Origin of the sequence: Cellvibrio zantedeschiae, from assembly GCF_014652535.1 — a bacterium.
GTDB classification, from domain to species: Bacteria; Pseudomonadota; Gammaproteobacteria; order Pseudomonadales; family Cellvibrionaceae; genus Cellvibrio; species Cellvibrio zantedeschiae.
The window spans coordinates 316248-337030 of record NZ_BMYZ01000002.1; the positions used below are offsets into that span (position 1 = coordinate 316248).

18 protein-coding genes are annotated in these 20783 nt (G+C 42.5%); 14 read left to right on the forward strand and 4 right to left on the reverse strand.

What is annotated here, in order from left to right:
• Nucleotides 1-71 precede the first annotated feature (71 nt).
• The 11 genes from IE104_RS12145 (at nt 72) to IE104_RS12195 (ending at nt 9318) form a co-directional block, all read left to right on the forward strand.
• Nucleotides 72-2621 carry a circularly permuted type 2 ATP-grasp protein gene (locus tag IE104_RS12145; RefSeq protein ID WP_189418923.1) on the forward strand — a complete coding sequence of 850 codons (2550 nt, stop codon included), beginning with the start codon at nt 72-74 and terminating at the stop codon, nt 2619-2621.
• 28 nt (nt 2622-2649) lie between these two features.
• On the forward strand, nt 2650-3534 hold the full coding sequence (locus tag IE104_RS12150; protein ID WP_189418925.1) for a transglutaminase family protein: 885 nt from the start codon (nt 2650-2652) through the stop codon (nt 3532-3534).
• Between the two features lie 186 nt (nt 3535-3720).
• Nucleotides 3721-4191 carry a GFA family protein gene (locus IE104_RS19190; protein ID WP_189418926.1) on the forward strand — a complete coding sequence of 157 codons (471 nt, stop codon included), beginning with the start codon at nt 3721-3723 and terminating at the stop codon, nt 4189-4191.
• A 156-nt stretch (nt 4192-4347) separates the two neighbouring features.
• The gene (locus IE104_RS12160; protein ID WP_189418929.1) at nt 4348-4800 is read left to right on the forward strand and encodes a GFA family protein; all 453 of its coding nucleotides are present in this window, start codon (nt 4348-4350) and stop codon (nt 4798-4800) included.
• A gap of 189 nt (nt 4801-4989) precedes the next feature.
• Nucleotides 4990-5415 (forward strand): DUF7832 domain-containing protein, encoded by a 426-nt coding sequence (locus tag IE104_RS12165; protein ID WP_189418931.1) that lies wholly within the window; start codon nt 4990-4992, stop codon nt 5413-5415.
• A gap of 445 nt (nt 5416-5860) precedes the next feature.
• Nucleotides 5861-6430: a hypothetical protein gene (locus IE104_RS12170; protein WP_189418933.1), complete on the forward strand. Its 570-nt coding sequence runs from the start codon at nt 5861-5863 to the stop codon at nt 6428-6430.
• A 126-nt stretch (nt 6431-6556) separates the two neighbouring features.
• Nucleotides 6557-6895 carry a hypothetical protein gene (locus tag IE104_RS12175; protein WP_189418935.1) on the forward strand — a complete coding sequence of 113 codons (339 nt, stop codon included), beginning with the start codon at nt 6557-6559 and terminating at the stop codon, nt 6893-6895.
• A gap of 215 nt (nt 6896-7110) precedes the next feature.
• Nucleotides 7111-7473, forward strand: a complete 363-nt coding sequence (locus IE104_RS12180) for a hypothetical protein (RefSeq protein ID WP_189418937.1) — start codon at nt 7111-7113, stop codon at nt 7471-7473.
• Nucleotides 7474-7570: 97 nt separating this feature from the next.
• Nucleotides 7571-8014, forward strand: a complete 444-nt coding sequence (locus tag IE104_RS12185) for a hypothetical protein (RefSeq protein WP_189418939.1) — start codon at nt 7571-7573, stop codon at nt 8012-8014.
• 126 nt (nt 8015-8140) lie between these two features.
• Nucleotides 8141-8506, forward strand: a complete 366-nt coding sequence (locus IE104_RS12190; protein WP_189418941.1) for a hypothetical protein — start codon at nt 8141-8143, stop codon at nt 8504-8506.
• Nucleotides 8507-8532: 26 nt separating this feature from the next.
• Nucleotides 8533-9318 (forward strand): cytochrome c oxidase assembly factor Coa1 family protein, encoded by a 786-nt coding sequence (locus tag IE104_RS12195; RefSeq protein WP_229837881.1) that lies wholly within the window; start codon nt 8533-8535, stop codon nt 9316-9318.
• A 108-nt stretch (nt 9319-9426) separates the two neighbouring features.
• On the opposite strand, the gene IE104_RS12200 is transcribed toward IE104_RS12195, so the two are convergent.
• A complete protein-coding gene (locus tag IE104_RS12200; RefSeq protein WP_189418943.1) occupies nt 9427-11448 on the reverse strand; it encodes a glycoside hydrolase family 43 protein in 2022 nt (673 codons plus the stop codon).
• A 379-nt stretch (nt 11449-11827) separates the two neighbouring features.
• Between IE104_RS12200 and IE104_RS12205 the strand changes: the two genes are divergently transcribed.
• Nucleotides 11828-12853: an alpha/beta hydrolase gene (locus IE104_RS12205; protein ID WP_189418945.1), complete on the forward strand. Its 1026-nt coding sequence runs from the start codon at nt 11828-11830 to the stop codon at nt 12851-12853.
• Between the two features lie 430 nt (nt 12854-13283).
• Here the strand turns inward: IE104_RS12205 and IE104_RS12210 are convergent, their stop codons facing one another.
• The 3 genes from IE104_RS12210 to IE104_RS12220 all read right to left on the reverse strand — a co-directional run bounded on the left by IE104_RS12210 (nt 13284) and on the right by IE104_RS12220 (nt 19072).
• Nucleotides 13284-16301, reverse strand: coding sequence for a TonB-dependent receptor (locus tag IE104_RS12210; protein ID WP_189418947.1), 3018 nt, complete (start codon nt 16299-16301; stop codon nt 13284-13286).
• 486 nt (nt 16302-16787) lie between these two features.
• A complete protein-coding gene (locus tag IE104_RS12215; protein WP_189418949.1) occupies nt 16788-17945 on the reverse strand; it encodes a helix-turn-helix domain-containing protein in 1158 nt (385 codons plus the stop codon).
• Between the two features lie 311 nt (nt 17946-18256).
• A complete protein-coding gene (locus IE104_RS12220; protein WP_229837883.1) occupies nt 18257-19072 on the reverse strand; it encodes a sulfite exporter TauE/SafE family protein in 816 nt (271 codons plus the stop codon).
• Between the two features lie 239 nt (nt 19073-19311).
• On the opposite strand from IE104_RS12220, the gene IE104_RS12225 reads away from it, so the two are divergent.
• Together IE104_RS12225 and nudK are read left to right on the forward strand one after the other, a co-directional pair.
• Nucleotides 19312-20058, forward strand: a complete 747-nt coding sequence (locus IE104_RS12225; protein WP_189418951.1) for a hypothetical protein — start codon at nt 19312-19314, stop codon at nt 20056-20058.
• 113 nt (nt 20059-20171) lie between these two features.
• A complete protein-coding gene (nudK, locus tag IE104_RS12230) occupies nt 20172-20765 on the forward strand; it encodes a GDP-mannose pyrophosphatase NudK (RefSeq protein WP_189418953.1) in 594 nt (197 codons plus the stop codon).
• The last annotated feature ends 18 nt before the right edge of the window (nt 20766-20783 follow it).

The window sequence follows — 20783 nt, forward strand, 5'->3', positions numbered from 1 at the left end:
TTTATAAAACATAGGAGTGTTAAAAAGCGCTAAAATGATTTTACTATTTTTTATAACAGAATCTCTAAATCATGAATCCTTATTCCGCGCAGATGGAAAATCAAAATATAAATCGTGAATTCGGTTATCAACCAGCTACCGATAGTTTGGATGAAGCCTATACGAACACTGGCGAAATTCGTTCGCATTGGAAATATCTTTTAGAAAGCTTGCACAGTCTTGGTGCTGAGGCCATTGAGGAGCGTCAGAAGAAAGTTCGCCGTATTCTGCGTGATGACGGTGCAACCTACAAAATTTATGATGAGCCCAATGCTAGCCAAACATGGCAGTTAAATCCGGTTCCTTTATTAATCAGCAGTGAGGAGTGGAGCCGCACAGAAACAGCACTAATCGAGCGCGCGGAATTATTTAATGCCATTTTGTTGGATATTTATGGCGATCGTAAATTAGTTCAGTACGGTATTATTCCACCTGAATTGCCGTTTTCCCATGCTGGATATTTGCGCCCTTGTCATCAAATAAAAATGCAAGGTGAGCATCAGCTGATTTTACATGGCGTTGATTTAGTCCGCAGTGCTGATGGCAAAATGAAAATCATGGCTGATCGAACTCAGGCTCCCTCTGGTGCCGGTTACGCCTTGGAAAATCGCACGGTAATGAATCGCGTCTTCCCCAGTTTATTCCGCGACAGCCACGTTCATCGCCTCTCGTTATTTTTTTCGCGCATGCGACAAAAATTACATGAATTAAACCCTAATGGTGGCATTGCCCGCATAGTTGTTTTAACTCCCGGTGCCTACAACGAAACTTATTTTGAACATGCATATCTTGCCAACTATTTGGGTTTTCAATTAGTGCAGGGTAGTGACCTTACTGTTCGTAATGGCTATCTGTGGATGAAATCACTCGATGGTTTAAAGCGTGTAGATGTTATTTTGCGCCGCGTTGATGATGTCTATTGTGATCCGGTTGAATTAAAAGGTGATTCGCAATTGGGTGTACCGGGTTTGCTGGAAGTTGCGCGCATGGGTAATGTTGCTATAGCCAATCCGCTCGGGTCCAGTGTTTTGGAAAACCCCGCACTCTTGCGCTATCTGCCAGAGATTTCCAAAGCACTTCTTGGTCGTGAATTGCAAATGGAATCGGTAAAAACCTGGTGGTGTGGAGACAAGCAGGATTTGGAGTATGTGTGTGCAAACTTGAAAGATTTGCTTATCAAACCTACTTATCGTAAACCCGGCTTATATGAAGTTTACGGCGCCGAGCTCGACGATACTAAGTTACAAGCCTGGCAAAATCGTATTCGCAAACATCCGTACCAATTTGCGGCGCAGGAATATGTTGCTAGTGCAAAAACACCGACATGGCATAAAGGTAATTTTTTACCACGCGCTTCTATTTTGCGTACTTTTGCTGTAGCTAGTGAGTCTTCGTATGCAGTTTTGCCCGGCGGCCTGACGCGCGTTAATTTGGATTCTGATAAAAAAATTATTTCCAACCAACGCGGTTCGGTTTCAAAAGATACCTGGGTGTTAGCGTCAGAGCCAGAAAAACACATCACCTTGCGCGCACCGGAAATTCAACAGAGCCAGGAAAGTGTAGGTGAACTACCTAGCCGAGTTGTAGAAAATCTTTTTTGGATGGGGCGATACGCGGAGCGTGCCGAATCAGCATTGCGTTTATTGCGCACTGTGTTTCTTCAACTTAATAAAACGGAAACTTTACCTGATAGTATTTTTCGAACGCTTTTAAAATCTATTACTGATGTCACGTCAACTTATCCCGGTTTTACCAGTTTTGATGCTGAGCTACTTAAGAATCCTGAATCAGAAATGATTTCGATAATTTTGGATCAGCATCGTATTGGCAGTGTGGCTAATAATTTAGTTGCTATGATTAAATCGGCTGAGCAAGTGAAAGAGCAGTTATCGAGTGACACTCAGCGGATCATCAATAATATTGGCGATGAGCTTGATAATTTAAAATTGATTTTAAAACCCGGTGCACTTTCTGCACCGGAAGAAGCTTTAGGGCCATTAGTAACAGCCTTATTAGCATTCGCGGGTTTGATTCACGAAAGTATGATTCGTGGTAACGGTTGGCATTTTATGGAAATGGGCCGCCGTATGGAACGTGCGTTACAGATCATTAGTGGCTTACGTTCCATGTTGACCAGTAAGTTCGATGATATTGAGCAAGAGGTTCTAGTCGAAACTGCACTTCTGTGTGGTGAGGCGTTAATTTCTTATCGCCGCCGTTATCAAAGTGGTGTGAATATTGAAAATGGATTGGAAATGATTTTGCTTAACGCCAAGAATCCACGCTCCTTGCTATTTCAAGTTGAAGAGCTGGCAATGCATTTTGCTGATTTGCCGGGCACTAAAGAAACGCTCAACGCCGAAAATAAATTTTTGTTGGAAGCCATCACAACACTTAAGCTGAGCGACGTGAAAAATCTTGCTAAAGCTGAAACCGGAGTGCGTCAGGATTTAGATCAAACATTAGCGCGGGTTCAATATCTTGTTAGCAGCGCAGCTAAGGCAATTAGCCAGCGTTATTTTGATCATGCTCAAGGTCCACAGTTATTGGTAAAAAATACTGAATGGCAAGACCACCTTTGAATAAATCCTCGCTGAGCCATTGTCGCTTATGAAATATATTGTTCGCCATAAAACTCGTTATAAATATGCTTTAGCGGTAAGTAATTGTTACAACCTTGCTTATGTATTGCCACGCAACACTCCGCAGCAGCAGGTGGATGCGATTGATATAAAAATTTCACCAACAGCAACAACTCATAACACACGTACCGATTGCTACGGCAACCAATTCTTGCAGTTTTCTATTGAAAAAGATCATAGCGATCTGGAGCTGTCCATCACCAGCACTCTTCATGTGAAAGACGCAGAAGCTAATATTAATTTGGATTTTGGAAATCCGTGCAGTTACGTAAAGTATTTATTGGAAAACACCAGGACGATTGAGTGTGTAAATGCGCGTGAATTTATTCTGGACTCACCCATGGTACATGCGCAGCCGTATCTTGCTGAATACGCAGCAGCGTCGTTTACAGAAGATCGCCCATTCCTGTCGGCAGTTATGGAGCTAACCCAGCGAATTTTTAACGATTTTACTTACGACCCTGAATTTTCTGATGTGGCCACGCCCTTGGCTGAAGTGTTTAAACATAAGCGTGGTGTCTGCCAGGACTTTGCGCATTTTGCAATTGGTTGTTTACGTTCACTCGGTTACCCCGCTCGTTATGTCAGTGGTTATTTGGAAACCTTGCCGCCACCTGGCGAAGAAAAATTAATTGGTGCAGATGCAACTCACGCATGGTTTGCGGTTTATTCACCGGGCGAAGGATGGTTTGAGTTTGATCCTACAAATAACACTGTAACGGGCGAGCAACATATTACAACTGCGTGGGGCCGGGACTATTCTGATGTAACACCACTTAAAGGCGTGATTTTTGGTGGCGGTCATTCACCGCAACTATTTGTATCTGTAGATGTGCAGCGGGTCAGTGAATAATTTTAGCTCCTCCTATTTCATTAATTAGAGAAGAAGTTTTCGCTAAATCCAAGCCGAGTGTTGTAAGATTCAAGAATTCGTACCCTTTCTGTTTTTGGATAACAGGATAATTTAAGCTGGCTTTGTGGCTAGCCTAAGGTGAGGGAGCCCATACACCGCTCCGCAACTACAGGTCATGGTATTTAAATGAAACAGGAATGTTCTTGTAGTTGCGGTAAATCTACCCTAATCATTTGCACCACTCCCATTTCCAGATTTGCTTGTCATTGCTTGAACTGCCAAGGTTACACAGGTTTGCCCTTGAGTGATGATTGTGCATTTCTAGCAAAAGATGTTGTCGTACCCCAAGTAAACTCCATCCAATATTCTAAAAGTAATTCTTTAATATCTCTGAAAAGAGGCAAGTGTAGTTCTTGTGGCTCGCCCGTAATTTCAATTTTTAATGTTTTCGGATTTTTAAGTTTTGTTTATATCCCTAGTAAAAATATACCACCTAATATAAATATTACTCGCATTGATGCGCATACATTTTATAAACGACGCGTTTCCGAAATATATGATAGAGCTCCAAAATACTACGGATATTGGTCTAGTCAGTTAAATACAGTGCGTATATTATTATGGGCATTGCTAAGATTAAAAATACATAAAGGATAATTGCAAGTATTAATTAGCGCCCACTTAGGTTTGTAATTTTCAAGTCGGGGCTCTAGCTATGCACTTTTTTCTGCTCTAAAACATTCATAAAACCACCAGTTAAAATTAGTTGCCGAAATCGGCGTTAGGCGAAAAAGCCACACAGGAAATGTGAAAATGATCGGAAGTTGTTTGTGTGGTGCAGTCACATTTAACGTGAAATTTGACTCCCTTAAAGCATATCAATGTCACTGTTCTCTTTGTAGAAAACAAACCGGAGCGGCGTCTAGTTGCGGAACTGTTGTTCACGTCAATAAATTTGAATGGCTCTCGGGGGAAAGTAATATTTCAGCTTGGGTTAAAAGCACAGGATACACGTCCCATTTTTGTAGCAGCTGCGGCTCATCTGTTCCAAATAAATTCAGGGGGAATCCGTATTATTGGGTTCCCGCTGGTTTAATGGATAGCGAAAATATCGAAGTCGTTGCAAATATTTTTGTTTGTGATGTAGCGAGTTGGAGTCAGGTTTCTACAAGTATAAACCCCTATGAAACCAGACCAGAGGTAGAAAATTTAATCGCGCAATTGTGCGGCGACACCTATCAAGCCAATCAAACATACGGTTTTTAAAGGCGTTTGTTTGATTAACCCTCTGGCAACTTTTTCAATAAGAAAGAATTCAGTGTTGTCAGAATAAAATTAAATGTCCGCTTTTGGCCGAATGATTGATCTGAGTTTTAGGTGAGTTAAATAATGATGTCCTAGTAGTAAGTTGGGCTGTCTATTTTTGTAGGGTAAGACCAAATATAAGGGCAAAGTATGAAGTACGATGATGCATCGTGGCATTTTGAATCAGATAGTTTTGGTGATTTGCCAGAAATTAATGGTTATACCCATACTGGAACATTCCTAGCTTGGGCAATAATCAAAGGCTTAGCTGGAGAACTTCACACAGAAGAATGGCCAGAAGAAATACAAAAATTAAAGTCTAGGGAAATCACTCCTGCTGAGTTTTTCAGAAATAACTGTGACGGAAAGTTTACCGATGAAGACCTAAATGATCTTGGTAATAAATTCGTTCAGTTATTCTATGAAAATCAGTATTTCGGAGTCTATGCAGACGCCGCTGACCCAGAAGACCAATTTGAGAATATATACGAGATCCCTAGTAGCTGGGAAACCTACGAAAAAGTAGCCCCCAAATTAGATCATGCTTTCAATCTCTGGAAACGCCAAAATTTATAGCAAGTGACTGTGGTAAAGACTTCTCTAGGTTGGCCCTTGTAACGTCGATATAAGGCGCGTTGTAGAGCCGCTACGAGAGTCTGCTTTTGGCCGAACGTAATTAGACGCTTCGAGTAATAAGGCAGGTTTATTCCACTAAACCCTCCTGTAAGAACAATGTGTTGATTTTTCTATAGAATTGAATGCTCATTTATCTTATTTACAATGCTCAAATGCATTCTCTGTGAAAAACTATTTTCTTTACGGTAAATAGTTTAGAAATGTGCTGGAATGTTATTGCTCATTCGAGTGGGTCGGATCATGTGCATGCCAGATTTTGTTTATCCCGAAAGCATGGGAAAGCAAGAGTTTTGATATTAAAATCACATGATCACAGTATTCTTCTGGCAAAAACCTTAGAAGAGATAACGCGCATGCGCGGCATACAGATGTCAGGCGAAATTCAATGAACTACAAATTCTTATGTATTACTGCGTTACTATGCAGTTTTAGCAATGCAGCAATCAGTGAAAACTACGAGACCGAATCCCTAGGTCTGATCAAAAACTTTTATACATGGGTTATAGAAAATGAAAGTGAAGTTTCAAAGCTAGAGCCCACTATTGTTGACGTTCCAGGAAACAATAGATTTTTCTTAGATACCACCAATCTGTCTAAATTTTCATCTGCTTTTTTAGAAAGCGGCTATTTCTCAAAAACCTTTCAAACATCTCTAGAGGCTTATTACGTCAAATATAAAAATAAATTTGATGCTTATCCTCAAAAAGAGTTTGATGATCTTGCAAAATATGGGCGCGGCCCCCTTATGGAAGTAGAAGATATGGACATTTATTTTTGTGCGCAAGAATATGAATACAAGTCAGAATTTGTAGAAGCAATGAAAGTTAAAAGTATCACAAAAAAAGGTAATGAGTTAACGGTTTCAGTTGTTTCACCGTATGAGTGGGTAAATGTATTTAAGTTAACTAAAGAGAACGGTAAATTGCGTATTTCCGGATTTTGTATGTTTATGTAATTGTGCCTAACAAATTAATCAAGCAGATGGTTTTAAAGTTGCACTTTTGCTATCCCGCTGAGCACTATTTTATGGCAAAAGTTCAATCTAAAAACTACCGCTCATCGCAACGCTAGAGTTTTGAGTATGAAAGAAATCAGTAGTTTAATTGATAAGGTGATTTTAATAGGAATTACGGTTTTAGATAAAAACGAAAAATTAATTACGCAAATTCAAGTTTATGGCCCGGTTATTCGGGTATCCGCTGAGGGAATCATTATCAAGCGCAATGTAACGTCAACAGAGTTTGCTATACCTCCAGATTTTGAACATATTACTGAAGCAGAAGAAGGCGAGTATCGATTACGTTCTTCCGGTGAAGTAGTAGTTAATCCGGACTATATTTCATCGTGGACATTACGAAGCGGTAGCAAAGAAGAAGTTGAATACTATACGAATTTTGGTTTTAAGGGCTACATCAAATAACTTTGGTAGGTATATTCGTGTAGTACACATTAAAGTTGTTATTTTTAACGCAAAATTAACACTAAGAAAAATCTGTAGTCCAAAATCGCTCTAACAAGCGGAAATGTTGACCTAACTAATGTCTGCTTATGGCCGAAAACACCAGCATAAATCTGCCAGTTTAGCCCGCCAGGTGCGCACCAATAAGCACCCAGTTGGTTTGAGGGAAACAATAAATGACTAAATCAAAAATACTATTAGTGCTAACTTACATTATGAGCGTTTCGATATTGATCGTCGGCGCATTTTCGTTCAACTCAATAAATCGAGATTTAGAAGACGGCTTTGCAAAGGTATCAATAGTCGCAAGCAGTCCCGAACTGACGGAGCAGTTTTACCAAAAGGTTAAGTCAGGTGTGTTCACTAGTTCGGACTACCTTGAGTTATTTAGAAAAAATTTTGAGGCCGAAAAGTCAGTTGCCAATTATGCAAAATCACTTATTAATATGAATAATGCAATGAGGGACATTATTGTGTCTATTGGGATACTGCAATTGCTCTTGCTGACTCTATACGTGAAATATAATAAGAAGACCTAAAACGTACTGTAGGTAAAAAATTTGATTGTTGAAATGTCTGCTAATGGCCGGAACTAAAACTTGAAATTCCCACCCAAACTCGGTCTTATGTGAAATTATGAATTGGAAAATTGTCCTAGAGGAATTTAAACATCAAGACATGCTTGTAGATATTTACTATGAGCAAATGGACACTGAAGCGTGGGTTAGAGTATTTAACTGGCTTGCGAATTGCCCAGAGCTTAAATCTATAAATTGTTATATTCCAACGGCTGATGAGAACTTGCAGCATCTACCAGAGAACATCGGAGATTATATAGAGCAAGAAGGATTCTATTGCTTTATTTCACTAACAGTTTCTGGAATTGACTTATACTTGCGATTTTACATAAAGTCTGAGATAGAGGGTGACATTTTGCCAAAAGATATAGACACAGAGGAGAAGCTGCTGTCACTTTTGGAATTTTTGGAAAAAATTAGGCTTGTTGCCGGTGTTCCAAAATATATTGTGTGCCCTGAAAATTGTAAAAAAGCTTATATTATTAATGGTCAAGTTGTGTAACTAGTACACATAACATGCGCTCAAGGAATCGTGGCCTGATGTCCGCTTATGTCCGCTTATGGCCGATGGTTGGCTGAAGGTCTTGGTTGCATAGCTATAGTCTCCACGTTTTTAGGTAAGACCAGCATGAAAATGAAAAAAACATTTGTTCTCATTACTTTAGCTTTTCTAGCTAATTGTGCTCTACATAAAGATCGTTGGGTAACATCTACATTTTCAGCATCTCAAATTAATTCAGTTGTACTAAATACTAATCTTGGAACTGAGGAATATAGTCTTTTTTTATGCTCAAAACCAAATTCTGTTGGAGAGCTAAGGTTAAGCAATAATTCAAGTCGCTTCTTTTGTGTCTCTAAGGCTGGTGAAGTAAAGTTTGCCACTATTAGGAAATCCGAATCAAATACAAAGATCTGTCTTTGGAAAGAGCATGGTTTTTGTGCTGACGGAGTTTGTGAAAGTATTTCTTCGGCTAGTGACTGCAAAACACTTTAGTTTAACGTTTTGTAATTAGGTAAATATTGGCCCAAAAACTTCCTAAGTTTGGTAGTTATAGCCACAACATAACGACAGTTATTGAGTTATCAAGAACGTCTGCTTTTGGCCGGAATCTAAATTTTGTATCAAAGTCTTCTACAGAAAGCCGTTTGAAAATTTATCTGGGCATTAGCCCCTTTAACTTTGGAGAGAAAATGGAAAGTCACAAAGAATATGTTTCCGGGCTTGGAAAGGAGTCAAAAATTCCTCCAGAAATCAAGGGGTGGAACTGGGGTGCCTTTTTCCTAAATTGGATTTGGGGTATTGGTAACAATACCTATATCGCATTCTTAATGTTTATTCCCTTTGTCAATTTTATAATGATATTTATCCTTGGTGCGAAGGGGAACGAGTGGGCTTGGCAAAATAAAAAATGGAAAGACGTAAATCATTTTAAATCTGTTCAAAGAAAATGGTTATTAGCCAGCCTGGGAATAATCGGAGTATTTTTCCCATTACTTTTTCTGTCCGTCTCCTCCGCGCTGAAAGGGGAGGCTTACGATCAATCACTCTCCATTATTCGTGAAAATCAGCAAGTTATAGAAATGGTAGGCAAGCCAATTGAACCTGGATATTTCATACTCGGCAGTATTAGTACGCAGGGTCCGAATGGTCAGGCCTCACTTGAATACAACATTTCCGGTCCTAAAGCCTCTGCTGTTGTTTATGTATACGCTAATAAGCATGCGGGCACCTGGAACTTAGAACAAGTGGTAGTGAATGACGAGGAAAACCATAAAAAGATCAATGTGATTCCAAGAGAAAACTAATGTGCGGTAAACGAGGCTAGATAAGTTGAGCGGATGTCCGCTTTTGGCCGTTAGCGGAAAAGATGGAGGCCAATTATCATCAGCCTCCATCTTTGTAACAAACCTCATTTATTCCTTTTCAGTATTCCAATCAAAACGGACACCGTCAGAATTGTCGGAAAGCGGTCCGGGGCTGTCAGCGAGGACTTTTCCGGTTGCTGGGTCTATGCGTAAAAATTTCTGCGTGTTTAGCGACATGAGAATTAATTCGCCTTGAAGCGTTTCCATCCATTGGAAGGTTTGGTTGGGTGTAATGCGGCCTGCACTTAACACAACCTTGTTTTCGTTTTTAACTGAGACATATTTTTTGCCGGCACGCAGTGCTACGCGGCCCAAGCCTTGGTCTTCAACCTTAAAAATATTCTTGTCACTAAAGTTCAAGAATACATCGCGCTCATGTGATTTCAATTTAATAGTTTGTTGGAACGGAATAGGGCGCATTAAACCTTTTGGATTGGGTTCGTAGATATCAATGCTGTCGAAATCTGCATAACCGCCCGGTTTGCCTTGGGTGTTGTAATTAAACAAGGCATAGCGCATTCCTTGGAAGGTGGCCAAATTGAAGACCATGGTAAATTCTTTGCCGATTGGTTCGAATTTTTTACCGTCAAGCGAATAACTGAAATGCGTTTTTTCGGTTATGTAGTCACACTCGGCGCGCAACCAAAAACGCGATGCGGTAGTAGGAATTCGCTCGGTGGTATTAGTAGTAAAATCGTAATAGGCAATTGCGGAACCTTTTTCGCTTTTTTCAATGCCAAGCCATGCGTAGGGTTTGCCGAAAATATTTAGGCCAGCAACATCACCTGCTTTTAATCCAGAAGTTTCAATAACCACTGTAGGTGTTGAGCGCGGTCCAATTGAGCGTTGCGTTAGACTATTTTTCGCCTGCCAAAAATCATTTGATGGCAAGGAATACAAACGCAAAAATCCGGGGCGCTCTTTTAATGTCCACTTGCTGTTATCGGGAGCATGGCTCCATTGCCAAATAGGATTCAATGTCTGGCTGGAAAAATCGTCACTTCTTTTGTAGGGCACAGTAACTGGATCAACAAAACCTGTATTGGGTTTTACCCAGGTGCGTGGAGTTCTGGTTAAGTTTTTCGGCAAGCCAAAATAAGGCCAGCCATCTTTCCAGGTAATGGGTGATAGCGATGTGGTGCGCCCAACTGAGTTGTGATCCATCATGGTAAAGCCCCACCATTCTCCCGTGCCGGTTTCTACTATGCCGCCCTGGTGTAATGACATACGACCGTTGGGTTTGTAATTTGGTGGAGTAATTGCTGACATAGGGCTTGAGGGATTAGGTACGCGATAACCTTGATGCAAACCAAAGTCTTCGTCGCGGCTTACGGCTAAATTTACTTCATAAGGGCCGTAAATATTTTTGGCTCTTGCTGCAGGCATACGCATTTCACCGTCGTACCATGCGCTTAGTATGTAATACATACCTTTAATTTTATAAATGTGTAAGCCTTCACCCATGCCAGCTTCTTTGGCAATAATTTCACGCTCTGTTCCTGGCACTACATCATTCAAGTCATCGGTAAGTTGCATGAGTTTGATGGACCTGTAACCAGTAACGGCATAAATTTTTCCATCATCGTCAAACAGCAATGAAGCATCGTAAAGATTTGCTTTGATTTGTTTGTGAGTCCACGGCCCAGCAGGATTAGTTGCGGTGTAAAGCTGAGTTCCCTTTTTATTAACATTGCTAATGATGTAGTAGGTGCCATTGTGGTAACGAAAACTGGGTGCCCAAATTCCCTGGCCGTAAATGGCTTTGCCATCCTCAAGACGAAACTCGGGGCCAAGATCCAACGTATCCAACACATAACCAAGTAACTTCCAATTAACCAAATCCCGTGAGTGCATGATCGGCAAGCCGGGCATGCTGTGCATGGTGGTGCCCGTTAAATAATAATCATCGCCTACGCGAAGAATATCCGGGTCGGAAAACTCGTCATAAAAAAGCGGGTTAGTGTAGGTGCCATTGCCATTATCTGCGGTCCAGGTTGTGCTGGCATTTTGTGCGTTTGCAGATACGGCCAACAAAAGCAGCCATGGGCATAGTTTTATTATCCTTCGCATTTTTGTCTCTCACTAAATAGGAATGTGTTGGGCGTTTTATAATCAATGGTGATTTGAGCTTGTTAGAGTGAATTAGAAAAAATCTGGAGCATTCTGCGCTATTTGGTGAATTTGCTAAGTGAAAAAAACGCAAAAAAACTTTAAATTTTAAAATAGTCGGTGAATTACTCTGGTTTCAGTTGATTGTGTCCACTGTTGAGGTGAGGCTGGATTAAGTAGTATGTGAAATTGGTTTTCACCTGAACGCGCTGTATTTGTATAAAATACCATGCGTTTTATTTCTAGACCGGCAGTCACATCACACCTATGTCGGCACTTATATCTGTAGCTCTCCGCATAATTCAAAAAATTATCTCATCACCAAACGCAGGTCTTACCTATGAATAAGCTACATACAAAAATCAGCTATTTTTTGCTCATCCTTTGTTTAAGCTTTTGCCAGCTGGCTAAAGCAGAGCATGCCATCCTTGAGCATAAAGATATCCAATGGGCACAAGCTAAAGGCTTTACATTAACAGCGGATATTTATGTGCCGGATATTAAGAAAAAGAACCTGCCGGTGTTGATTGTTTATCACGGTGGTGGATGGTTGCTCAATTCAAAATCCATCATGACTGATATGTCTAAATACATGGCGACCAATGCTGATTTGGTGGTGGTAAACGTGAACTATCGTTTATTAGGTGACAACAACAATACAACCACGCTCAATGAAATGGTTGAAGACGCACTCGGTGCTGTACTTTGGGTAAAAGATAACATCAAGCAGTACGGCGGCAACCCAAATAAAATTGCGGTGACAGGTGATAGTGCAGGCGGGCAGTTGGCAGCCATGGTGATATTGGCTGGCCACAAGCTCGAATCAGACGGCTTTGCGGGTGACACGCTCGGCTTCAAGCCTAGCTATTTACCGGCTAATAAAACAGCAGAGCAAGTTGCGAAGCAAGACGGCGCGCGAGTGCAAGCTGGTGTATTGAGTTACGCAGCCTACGATATGTATGCGACAGGCAAGAGTGGCTTTGAAGCGCCAAACAATAAATTTTGGGAGTGGGCAAAAGCCAAGCCGCGTGGAATCTTTGGTGGCGATATTAATGCCGAGAACCACCCTGAGTTTTATAAAGCGGTTTCGCCCATTTACTCAGTACCAAAAAATACAGAGCGCAAACTTCCGCCGCAATTTATTTATGTAGGTAGCAAAGATGGTTTAACCACTCCTGAAGTGGCGACCCGTTTTGTGGATTTGTTGAAGCAAGCAAACCAGCCGGTGGAATTTAAAATTTACGAAGGCAAAGGTCACGGTTTCCTCGATAGCGGTTGTAACGATTACAACCACGGTTGCTTTAAAGACCTGGCGACAACGGCGCTTGATGATGCGATAGTGTTTTTAAATAAAACATTCAAATAAGTTGTAAGTAAAAATAGTTTTTCAATAATAAAAAAAGCCGCATTTTATATGCGGCTTTTTTTATGGCGATTTATTTTCACCAGGAAAATATTACTTTCCAGATATAAAAAACCCCTGCAAGCAGGGGGAAGGCACTCCCCGCGAAGGGAGTGAATGCTACCCCTGAAAACAGGGGGGAGTTAGCAAATCGATGGGAGGCAAAATATAGAAGTCACTCAAATAGGGTTTTAATTTTTTTATGAGTTTTTTTATACAAATCGAAAGTTAAAGAATTCTTGCGATTTTTTGCAGTGAATTGAATATTTTTTGAACGGATATGTATTGCAGATAATTTTTTTAATGCGGGGAAATAAAAAACTATTTTGAATGTAATCGGTTAGAAAAACTTCTCCCTGAAAAAATCAGGGAGAAGTTAATTGGCGAAACGATTTTAGAACGATGCGTTAACACCGAGTGTTGCGATGTAACCGGTTTTGAATGAGCTATAAGTTGCGCTGTCATATGCGAATGTCATACGCAGTGGTTCATTAGTAATGTTAGAAACACTGAAGCTCACTTTTGGTTTACCCATAACATCTGCAAACTCGTAGCTGGTAGAAAGATCTAACTGCCCGCGAGCATCTGTCATGAGTTCTGCACCGAGTACACCATTTTGGTTAGGACCCGATGAAGTTTGTTTGTCGTTCCATACATAGGTCAAACGAACAGATGCACCAAAGTCTTCCCAGTAAGCGGTGAAGTTATAGGTTTCCGGTGAAACGCCAATTGCTTTTGCAGGGGCGCCAGCACCTTCACCACGTTGATAAATGTGGGTGTAGTTAGCGTTGAAGCCGAAGCCATTAAACAAAAAGTCCAAGGGTTGTACCCAGGTCAATTCAGCACCTTCAATCTCAAGGTTGCCAGGAGCATTTACTTGCTGGCTTACCAAAATCGGTGCAACGTCTGGTCCGCCACGCGCATTAATTGCAGCTTGTCGGCTTTCACCAATACTGTTGAATGGAATAGTTTCTGTACTACCTATACCCACTAACAGTTGGCTAAACGGAACGTTGAAGGTATTGCTCACGGTGAAGCCGGTCATTTGCTTACCAAAGAAGGTAGCGCCCACATAACCTTCATCACCGGTATACCACTCACCGCCAAAGTCGATGTTGGTGGAGAGGTATGGAGACAACCCCGGGTTACCATAGCTTGCGTTTTGAGCAGAAGGATCACTGAAGTTGGTGCCCGGAAGCATCGCACTTGGGTTAGGGCGGGTCATGGTGCGTGATGCTGCAAAGCGCAAAACAATGTCATCCGTCGCTTTAAAAGTGGCGTTGAACGATGGCAACAGGAAGTTATAGTTCACAGGCGCTGCAACATAGAAACGTTTTTCAGGAATAGCTGGCGTGGTTGCCGTTGCCGGTTGGGCTGCAATGGTTACTGGGCCAGAGATTGTTTGATCCGTATCTATGTAACGGCCACCTACATTGAAATGCATCTCATGGCCGACAACTTCAGTCATGGTATTGAATTCCAAATAAGCGCCCTGTGTGGTTTCTTCCATTAACGCGGTAGATGCGCCGGTTGATGAGCCACCACCTTCGGGTGCTGAATCGCGCAGGTTGAAATAGTTTGTCGCCTCTTTGAATTTATCAAACTGCACGGTGATAAAACCTGGGCCTTTGGCGAGATATGAACTTAATTGGCTAAGCGGTACACGTGAGTTGGGGTTCAAACCGTTACAAGCTTTACGGCCAGTAGCAGGGCTGTTGCCGCTTGCGTCCAAGCCATCGCGGCAGACAACATCTTCCCAGCGGCCACTGTTGTCAGAGCCGGCAATTTTGCGAGAAGCTTTATCGTAGGCCAAGCCGAACTTGATGTTGTTATCATCGTCACCAAAGCGGTAATCGGCATGTGCGCCGTCGGTTTCGGTGTGACGTTTCTCGTTAGAAATATTCAGACGACCACCGTTCCAACCCCAACCTAATTCAGGGTTGTTGAAGTCAACTTTTCCGTTGGCATCTTTCACGTCAAATGTGGGTACTTCACCGTTGGTATAGTTAACGTAAATACCTTTGTTGAGTTGGGTTGCAACCATAACGGTAGGCGCTTCACGGAACCAATCACTGCGGCTGCTGTTTGCTTGGATATCAAGGGTGTGAGCATCGCCAAATTCAAAATGCGCACCGGGGTTGATGTTATAAAACTGCGCGCTTTCCTTGTATGGCCGTGCTTCCTGGAAGAACTGCACGTTGGCAAAAGTGCCTGATTGCACAACGTTGTGCTCGTCCAAGGTCATGTTCAGGGGAATCATGGAGCCGTTGCGGCCAACCATGGTCATGGCCAAACGCTCTACATCCTTTTTAACGTTGGTAGACATTACATCCAAATAGAATTTGGTTTGATCGTTTGGACGATATTCAAATGACGCCAGGCCGGTGGTACGACCGTCGGTACCACTCATATAGGCCTGACGACCGAGGCGTGGCATAAGTGCTTCGGAGATTTGAGTGATATTTAAACCCGGGTTTTTCGCTAATAAAAATGCCTGGTCGATGATGGTGCCATCAACCAATCCAGCGCCTGAGTTTACCGGTACCTTGCCGTTACCAAAGTTGGGGCTGGTTGCGGTTTGGTCCAGGCCGGCTAATAGCCAGTTGTTACTGCCAGATGGGTTACAGCCACCGGTTGTTGCCAGGGTTTGGCTCGCCCCTGGGGTGGTACCGCAAATTTTGTGTGAGGTGTTGAGGTTGCTGTAACCAATGGTTTCATAACCATTTGCCGCTAGTTTTTTGTCGACGTGAGAAAAGCCGAGCAACACACCAAATTCATCGTTACGCCAGCTGGTACTGGCAGAGATTTTTGGGCTGTGGGTGGATTGCAACTCAGTGTATACATCTTGGGCACTTAGGTTTGCACGGAATCCATCTTCTTTATAGTCAAATGGACGCGCCGCACGAATGTTTACAATGCCCGAAATACCACCTTCAAGCATGCTGGCAGTTGGGGTTTTCTGGATATCAAAACGGGTAAACAATTCGGTGGGGAAGAGGTTCAAATCCACTTCACGGTTTTGGTTTTGGGTATCAATGGTGCCCGAAGTTGCTACTGCGATTTGCGAGCCGTTGAGCAACACTTTGGTAAAGCTTGTACCTAAACCACGCACAGAAACGTTAACACCCTCACCAAAAGGGTCGCGGTTAATCTGCACGCCAGGCATGCGGTTAATGGCTTCTGCGATGTTTGAGTCGGCAAACTTACCTATATCTTCCGCGAATACCGATTCAACCAGCGCGGTAGATTCACGTTTAGCATTGGTGGCACTTTGTAAGCTGCCTTTATAGCCGGTGATTACGATTTCTTCGGTTTCCGGGGTTGATTCCGCCGCTTGGGTCATAGCTGCAATAACACTTAAGCTCAGCACGCTTAAGTGAAACATCCGGTTGTGTACTTTGCTTTTGTTCATTTGAAACTCCACTTTATTATTAATTATCAATTAATAAAAAACGGGTCTGGCTGAAGCTGTTTATGACAGGACAGCTTGTTGAGCTCACGACAAGTTTGCGGTTCGCAGGCCGAGAGCTAATGAAACCGTGCCTTTTCAGCATCCTTCCAGACTGATTTTTATTAGATTTTTGATCTTCGGTCGACTTGTATACTAGTGCGCTCGAGACGTGGCTAAAATATAGAAGGGAGAGCTGTGAAGCTTTAACTTTTGCTGGGTTTTCTTTTAATTTTTAAAAGTTAAAGGATTTTTGCATTTTTTTTACCAATGAAATTGGGTAAATATTGCCTTTCGTACGAGCCTAAGCTCACAGCATTCCTGGCAGTTTTCGTAGCAGTAGGGATTTGGGGGTATTAGATTGATGTCCCAAAGGTTTTGGGTCAGGTAAAAGCTTGTAGATGTTCAGGTAAGAAAGGTTGCAGATCAGGTAAAAAGGAGGGGTGAAATTTAAGCCTTTTCTGAAAGGCTGAAGTCTTTGAAAGTCTTGGGTGCGCAGTTGTAGGTCGCTTTAAAAAGCTTATTAAAGTAACTAACGTTGTTATAACCCACGGCGTAAGCAATCTCGGAAACGTTTGCTTCTTTACTCTCTGACAGCAGGCGAGCCGCCTCAGTGAGCCGCAACTTATTGAGATAGCCGCTAAAGGTCAGGCCTAGTTCTTCTTTTAGAATGTCGTTGATTTTCGCTCTGTTAATTCCCAGGCTATTAGTCACCATTTCAATACTTAAGTCAGGGTTGACGTATTCAGTGGCAATAAAAGTCAATACTGCAACTTTCTCCTTATCTTTTTGCGGTTCGATTGAAAGCTTTTTATAAGCGATGAGGGGTTGGTCTTGTCGCAACTTTTCTTTTAAGTCTTCAACCAAAACCGTGGTATATCTGCGAAATAACCACACGAAGCTTAATACCCAAATAAGGGCTACAAGCGCGCCTATCACGTAAAGGTGCCCGGTGTCTCGGCCTTGCAGTCTCACGTCCGCTATTTTCACATGAATCTTGGTGTTGGACGGGGTGTAGAGCGAATTTGTCCAGGCGAAGCCCATGACTTTATCCTGGTGATAACCGGTATCGCCCAATTGGAGGTGATATTGTCCTAGCCACCAGTCCGGGGTAAATATTTCATCGAAAGCGATGTTGACTGTGGCCCAATCGTTACTACAAACGAAGGCTTTGGAAGATACGCGACGCGTGACTGGGTTATTAAGATCAGTGACCTTATCGTCAAAACTGAATAGCGTGAAAATCAATACGTTTTTTGGATCACAAACAATCTTGAAAGAAATATTGCGGTATTTGCTGAGGTCGACCAGTCTGTAGGGTTGAACTGGATCGGTGAAATTGAACGAATAATGCACGTAAGGAAACTGCTGAGAGGGATCCAACATGAACTCGTATTCAACTGTTCCTACCTCGTCCTTCAGGCTAAGTTTTGTCAGCCCCCGTGGTTCTTTTGGTGCGGTTGAGGAGGTCCATATAAAGCTTTTGTCTCGCGCAGGAAATAGTGAGACATCCAGTCGCGATTTAACTAACCCGCCATAGATCAATGCGCCCGTAAACATTATCAAGGCTAAAATTAAGATGGATGCATTTCGATAAAACTTGAGCATCGAAGAGAAAACCTATGACAAGCAGACGCGCTGTACTTGATTAAATTGGAGTGATTGTTTTATTAATTTTAATAAGTCAGCCGTTTCTGTAAGGGTTGTCGCCACCTATATAGTTATAAGTCTACTAATGCGACATAAGCTGAAGGCGAGATTATAATACTATAATATGCGGATGTTGCTGATTGCAATCAATAAAAAATGTGTTTTGCGAGGCGGGGGGAAGGGGATAAATAAAGGAAGAATGCGTGGTTTGGGGCGTAAAAAAGGCGAACTCTTTGTCAGTTCGCCCTCTTCATAAAGGTAAGTCGGACCTAAAGCGCTAGTTTGCTTCCCGCATAAAGCATCATCATCGCCAATGCCGGGCGTAAATACTTTTCTGCAGCGCGGTGCGCTAAATGGCTACCTAAATAAATGCCGGGTAATGAACCAATCAATAAGTTCACCAGCAAGCTCCAATCAACGTTACCAAAACTCGCATGGCCAATACCGGCAACCAATGTGAGCGGCACGGCGTGTGCGATTTCAGTTCCTACCAAGCGCACCACAGGCAAGAGTGGGTAGAGCAGGAATAATGCAACCGTACCTAACGCACCGGCGCCAATTGACGTGAGCGTTACAATTACGCCCATGATTAAACCTACAATAACCGTTGCAATGTCTTGTTGTTTGCGGCTCATGCGGGTAATCCACACGTCGTTGCGGTGGCTGTAATCCATGATTTTTTGTTTGAACAAAATCGCCAGGGCAGTAAACAGCATTGCCCAGCCCAGGGACTTCTTAATCACCTTGTTAATGGTTGCAGTATCCAAACCACTGGAATGAAGTGCCCATAAGGTTAACAAAGCTGCCGGTACGCTTCCCAATGCCAGCATTAAGGTGATGTGCCAGTCGATATTACGTTTTTTGTTGTGTACATGAATGCCGCCAGATTTGGTGATGGCCGCATAAAGCAAATCTGTGCCTACCGCATTGGCAGGGCTGACACCAAAGTAGAGCAAAATCGGGGTCATCAAGGAGCCACCGCCCACACCGGTCAAACCAACCACGAAACCAACGAACAAACCTGCAAGCGCGTAGGGATACTGAAAATCCATAAAAATAAAGCCTAATTGTTTGGTTTTAATCATTATCTGCTGATTTTTCAGCAGGGCGCGCAGGTTAACAGCCTGGCATCGCCTTTCCAAAGGCCAAAAAGTTTGGGGGTTATGCTTTTGCGGTATATGAAGTCGCTGGCGAGCGGAGCGGATTTAATAATGGGAATAAATGAAAAGTTGTCTGGGGAATGAATTGAAATTTGCAGCCCCAAAAGCGACTGCTGCTATAGTTTGCCTTTCTACGGACCTATAAATTATTAAACAGGACAATAATGAAAGACCAAAAACTCCCCAATCAATCTGCTGGAACCTATCGCACCTTAAGAAACGGCCTCGCTTTGTTGGCTTTTTTGTTCCCCATTTTATTGGCGCTGGGCGCTTACGTGCGAGCAGGCTTACCGCTTGCAGGCTCCATTAGCGAGTACTACCACTACTTTGACCCGGTAAAACAAGAATACGGCCGCGGTCTTATGCGGGATCTTCTGGTCGGCCTTTTATGTGGGCAAGCTGCTTTATTGTTTGTTTATAAAGGTTTTACCCGATTGGAAGATTACGCGCTCAATATTGCTGGCATTGCGGCTACAGGGTTGGCACTTTTCCCCATGCGCTGGCCCGCACCTTCGGCCTTTGATCCGTTTTCCACACACGGTGTTTTTGCTGCGATTTTTTTCATCAGCATTGCCTATGTGTGCATTTGGCGTGCGAACGATACGCTTCATTTAATCGTCGATGAAAAAGTGCGCAAGAGCTACGCACGTATCTACAAATTACTGGGCATTCTCATGCTGGTTTTGCCCGCCCTGGTATGGGCATGGCTTTATTATTTGCCGTTGAAGAAATCTTTAATATTTTTTATTGAAATGGGTTCTGTTTATACCTTTGCGACTTATTGGGTACTCAAAAGTCGGGAAGCAAAAATGAGTGGGTTGGATGAGCAAGCTGCGACAGGGAATTTGTCTGTTCCAGATCATAGTATTAAGGATATGTTTAGGGAATTGCCTGTCCAGCATCGCGAATAATTTATGAAATATCGTGCGCTTTTACAATTGTGAAACAATTTTAAATGGCGGGCGCGTTATAGTAGTGGCTATTGTAATGCGCTTAGTCGCCCGACATTTCAGGACAAGTTTTTATGACAATAGAATCCACACAGGACCGTATCAAAATCCAAAAAGTAGAAGTGCTTTCTGATGACTGGTACATACTGCGCAAAACCACTTTTGAATTCAAACGCAATAACGGCAGCTGGCAAACCATGAGTCGAGAGACTTATGATCGCGGTAACGGCGCCACTATTTTGCTCTATAACCGAGCGAAAAAAACCGTGATACTGACCCGTCAATTTCGTTTTCCCGCGTTCGTTAATAATCATTCTGGAATGTTGATAGAAACTTGTGCGGGCTTGTTGGATAAAGACGACCCTGAAACCTGTATTCGCAAGGAGACGGAAGAGGAGACAGGTTTTAAAGTAAAGAATGTAACCAAAGTTTTTGAAGCTTTTATGAGCCCAGGTTCGGTTACCGAAAAATTATTTTTCTTTGTGGGCGAATATTTCGCGGAAGATAAAATCAGTAGCGGCGGTGGAAAATATGCAGAAGGAGAAGATATAGAGGCGCTGGAAATTCCGCTGGATGAGGCTATGCAAATGATTGTGCGCGGCGAGATTATGGATGGCAAAACGATTATGCTCTTGCAATACGCAAAGCTGAATCGGTTGATTGATTAAAAAATGTTGTTGTTAAAT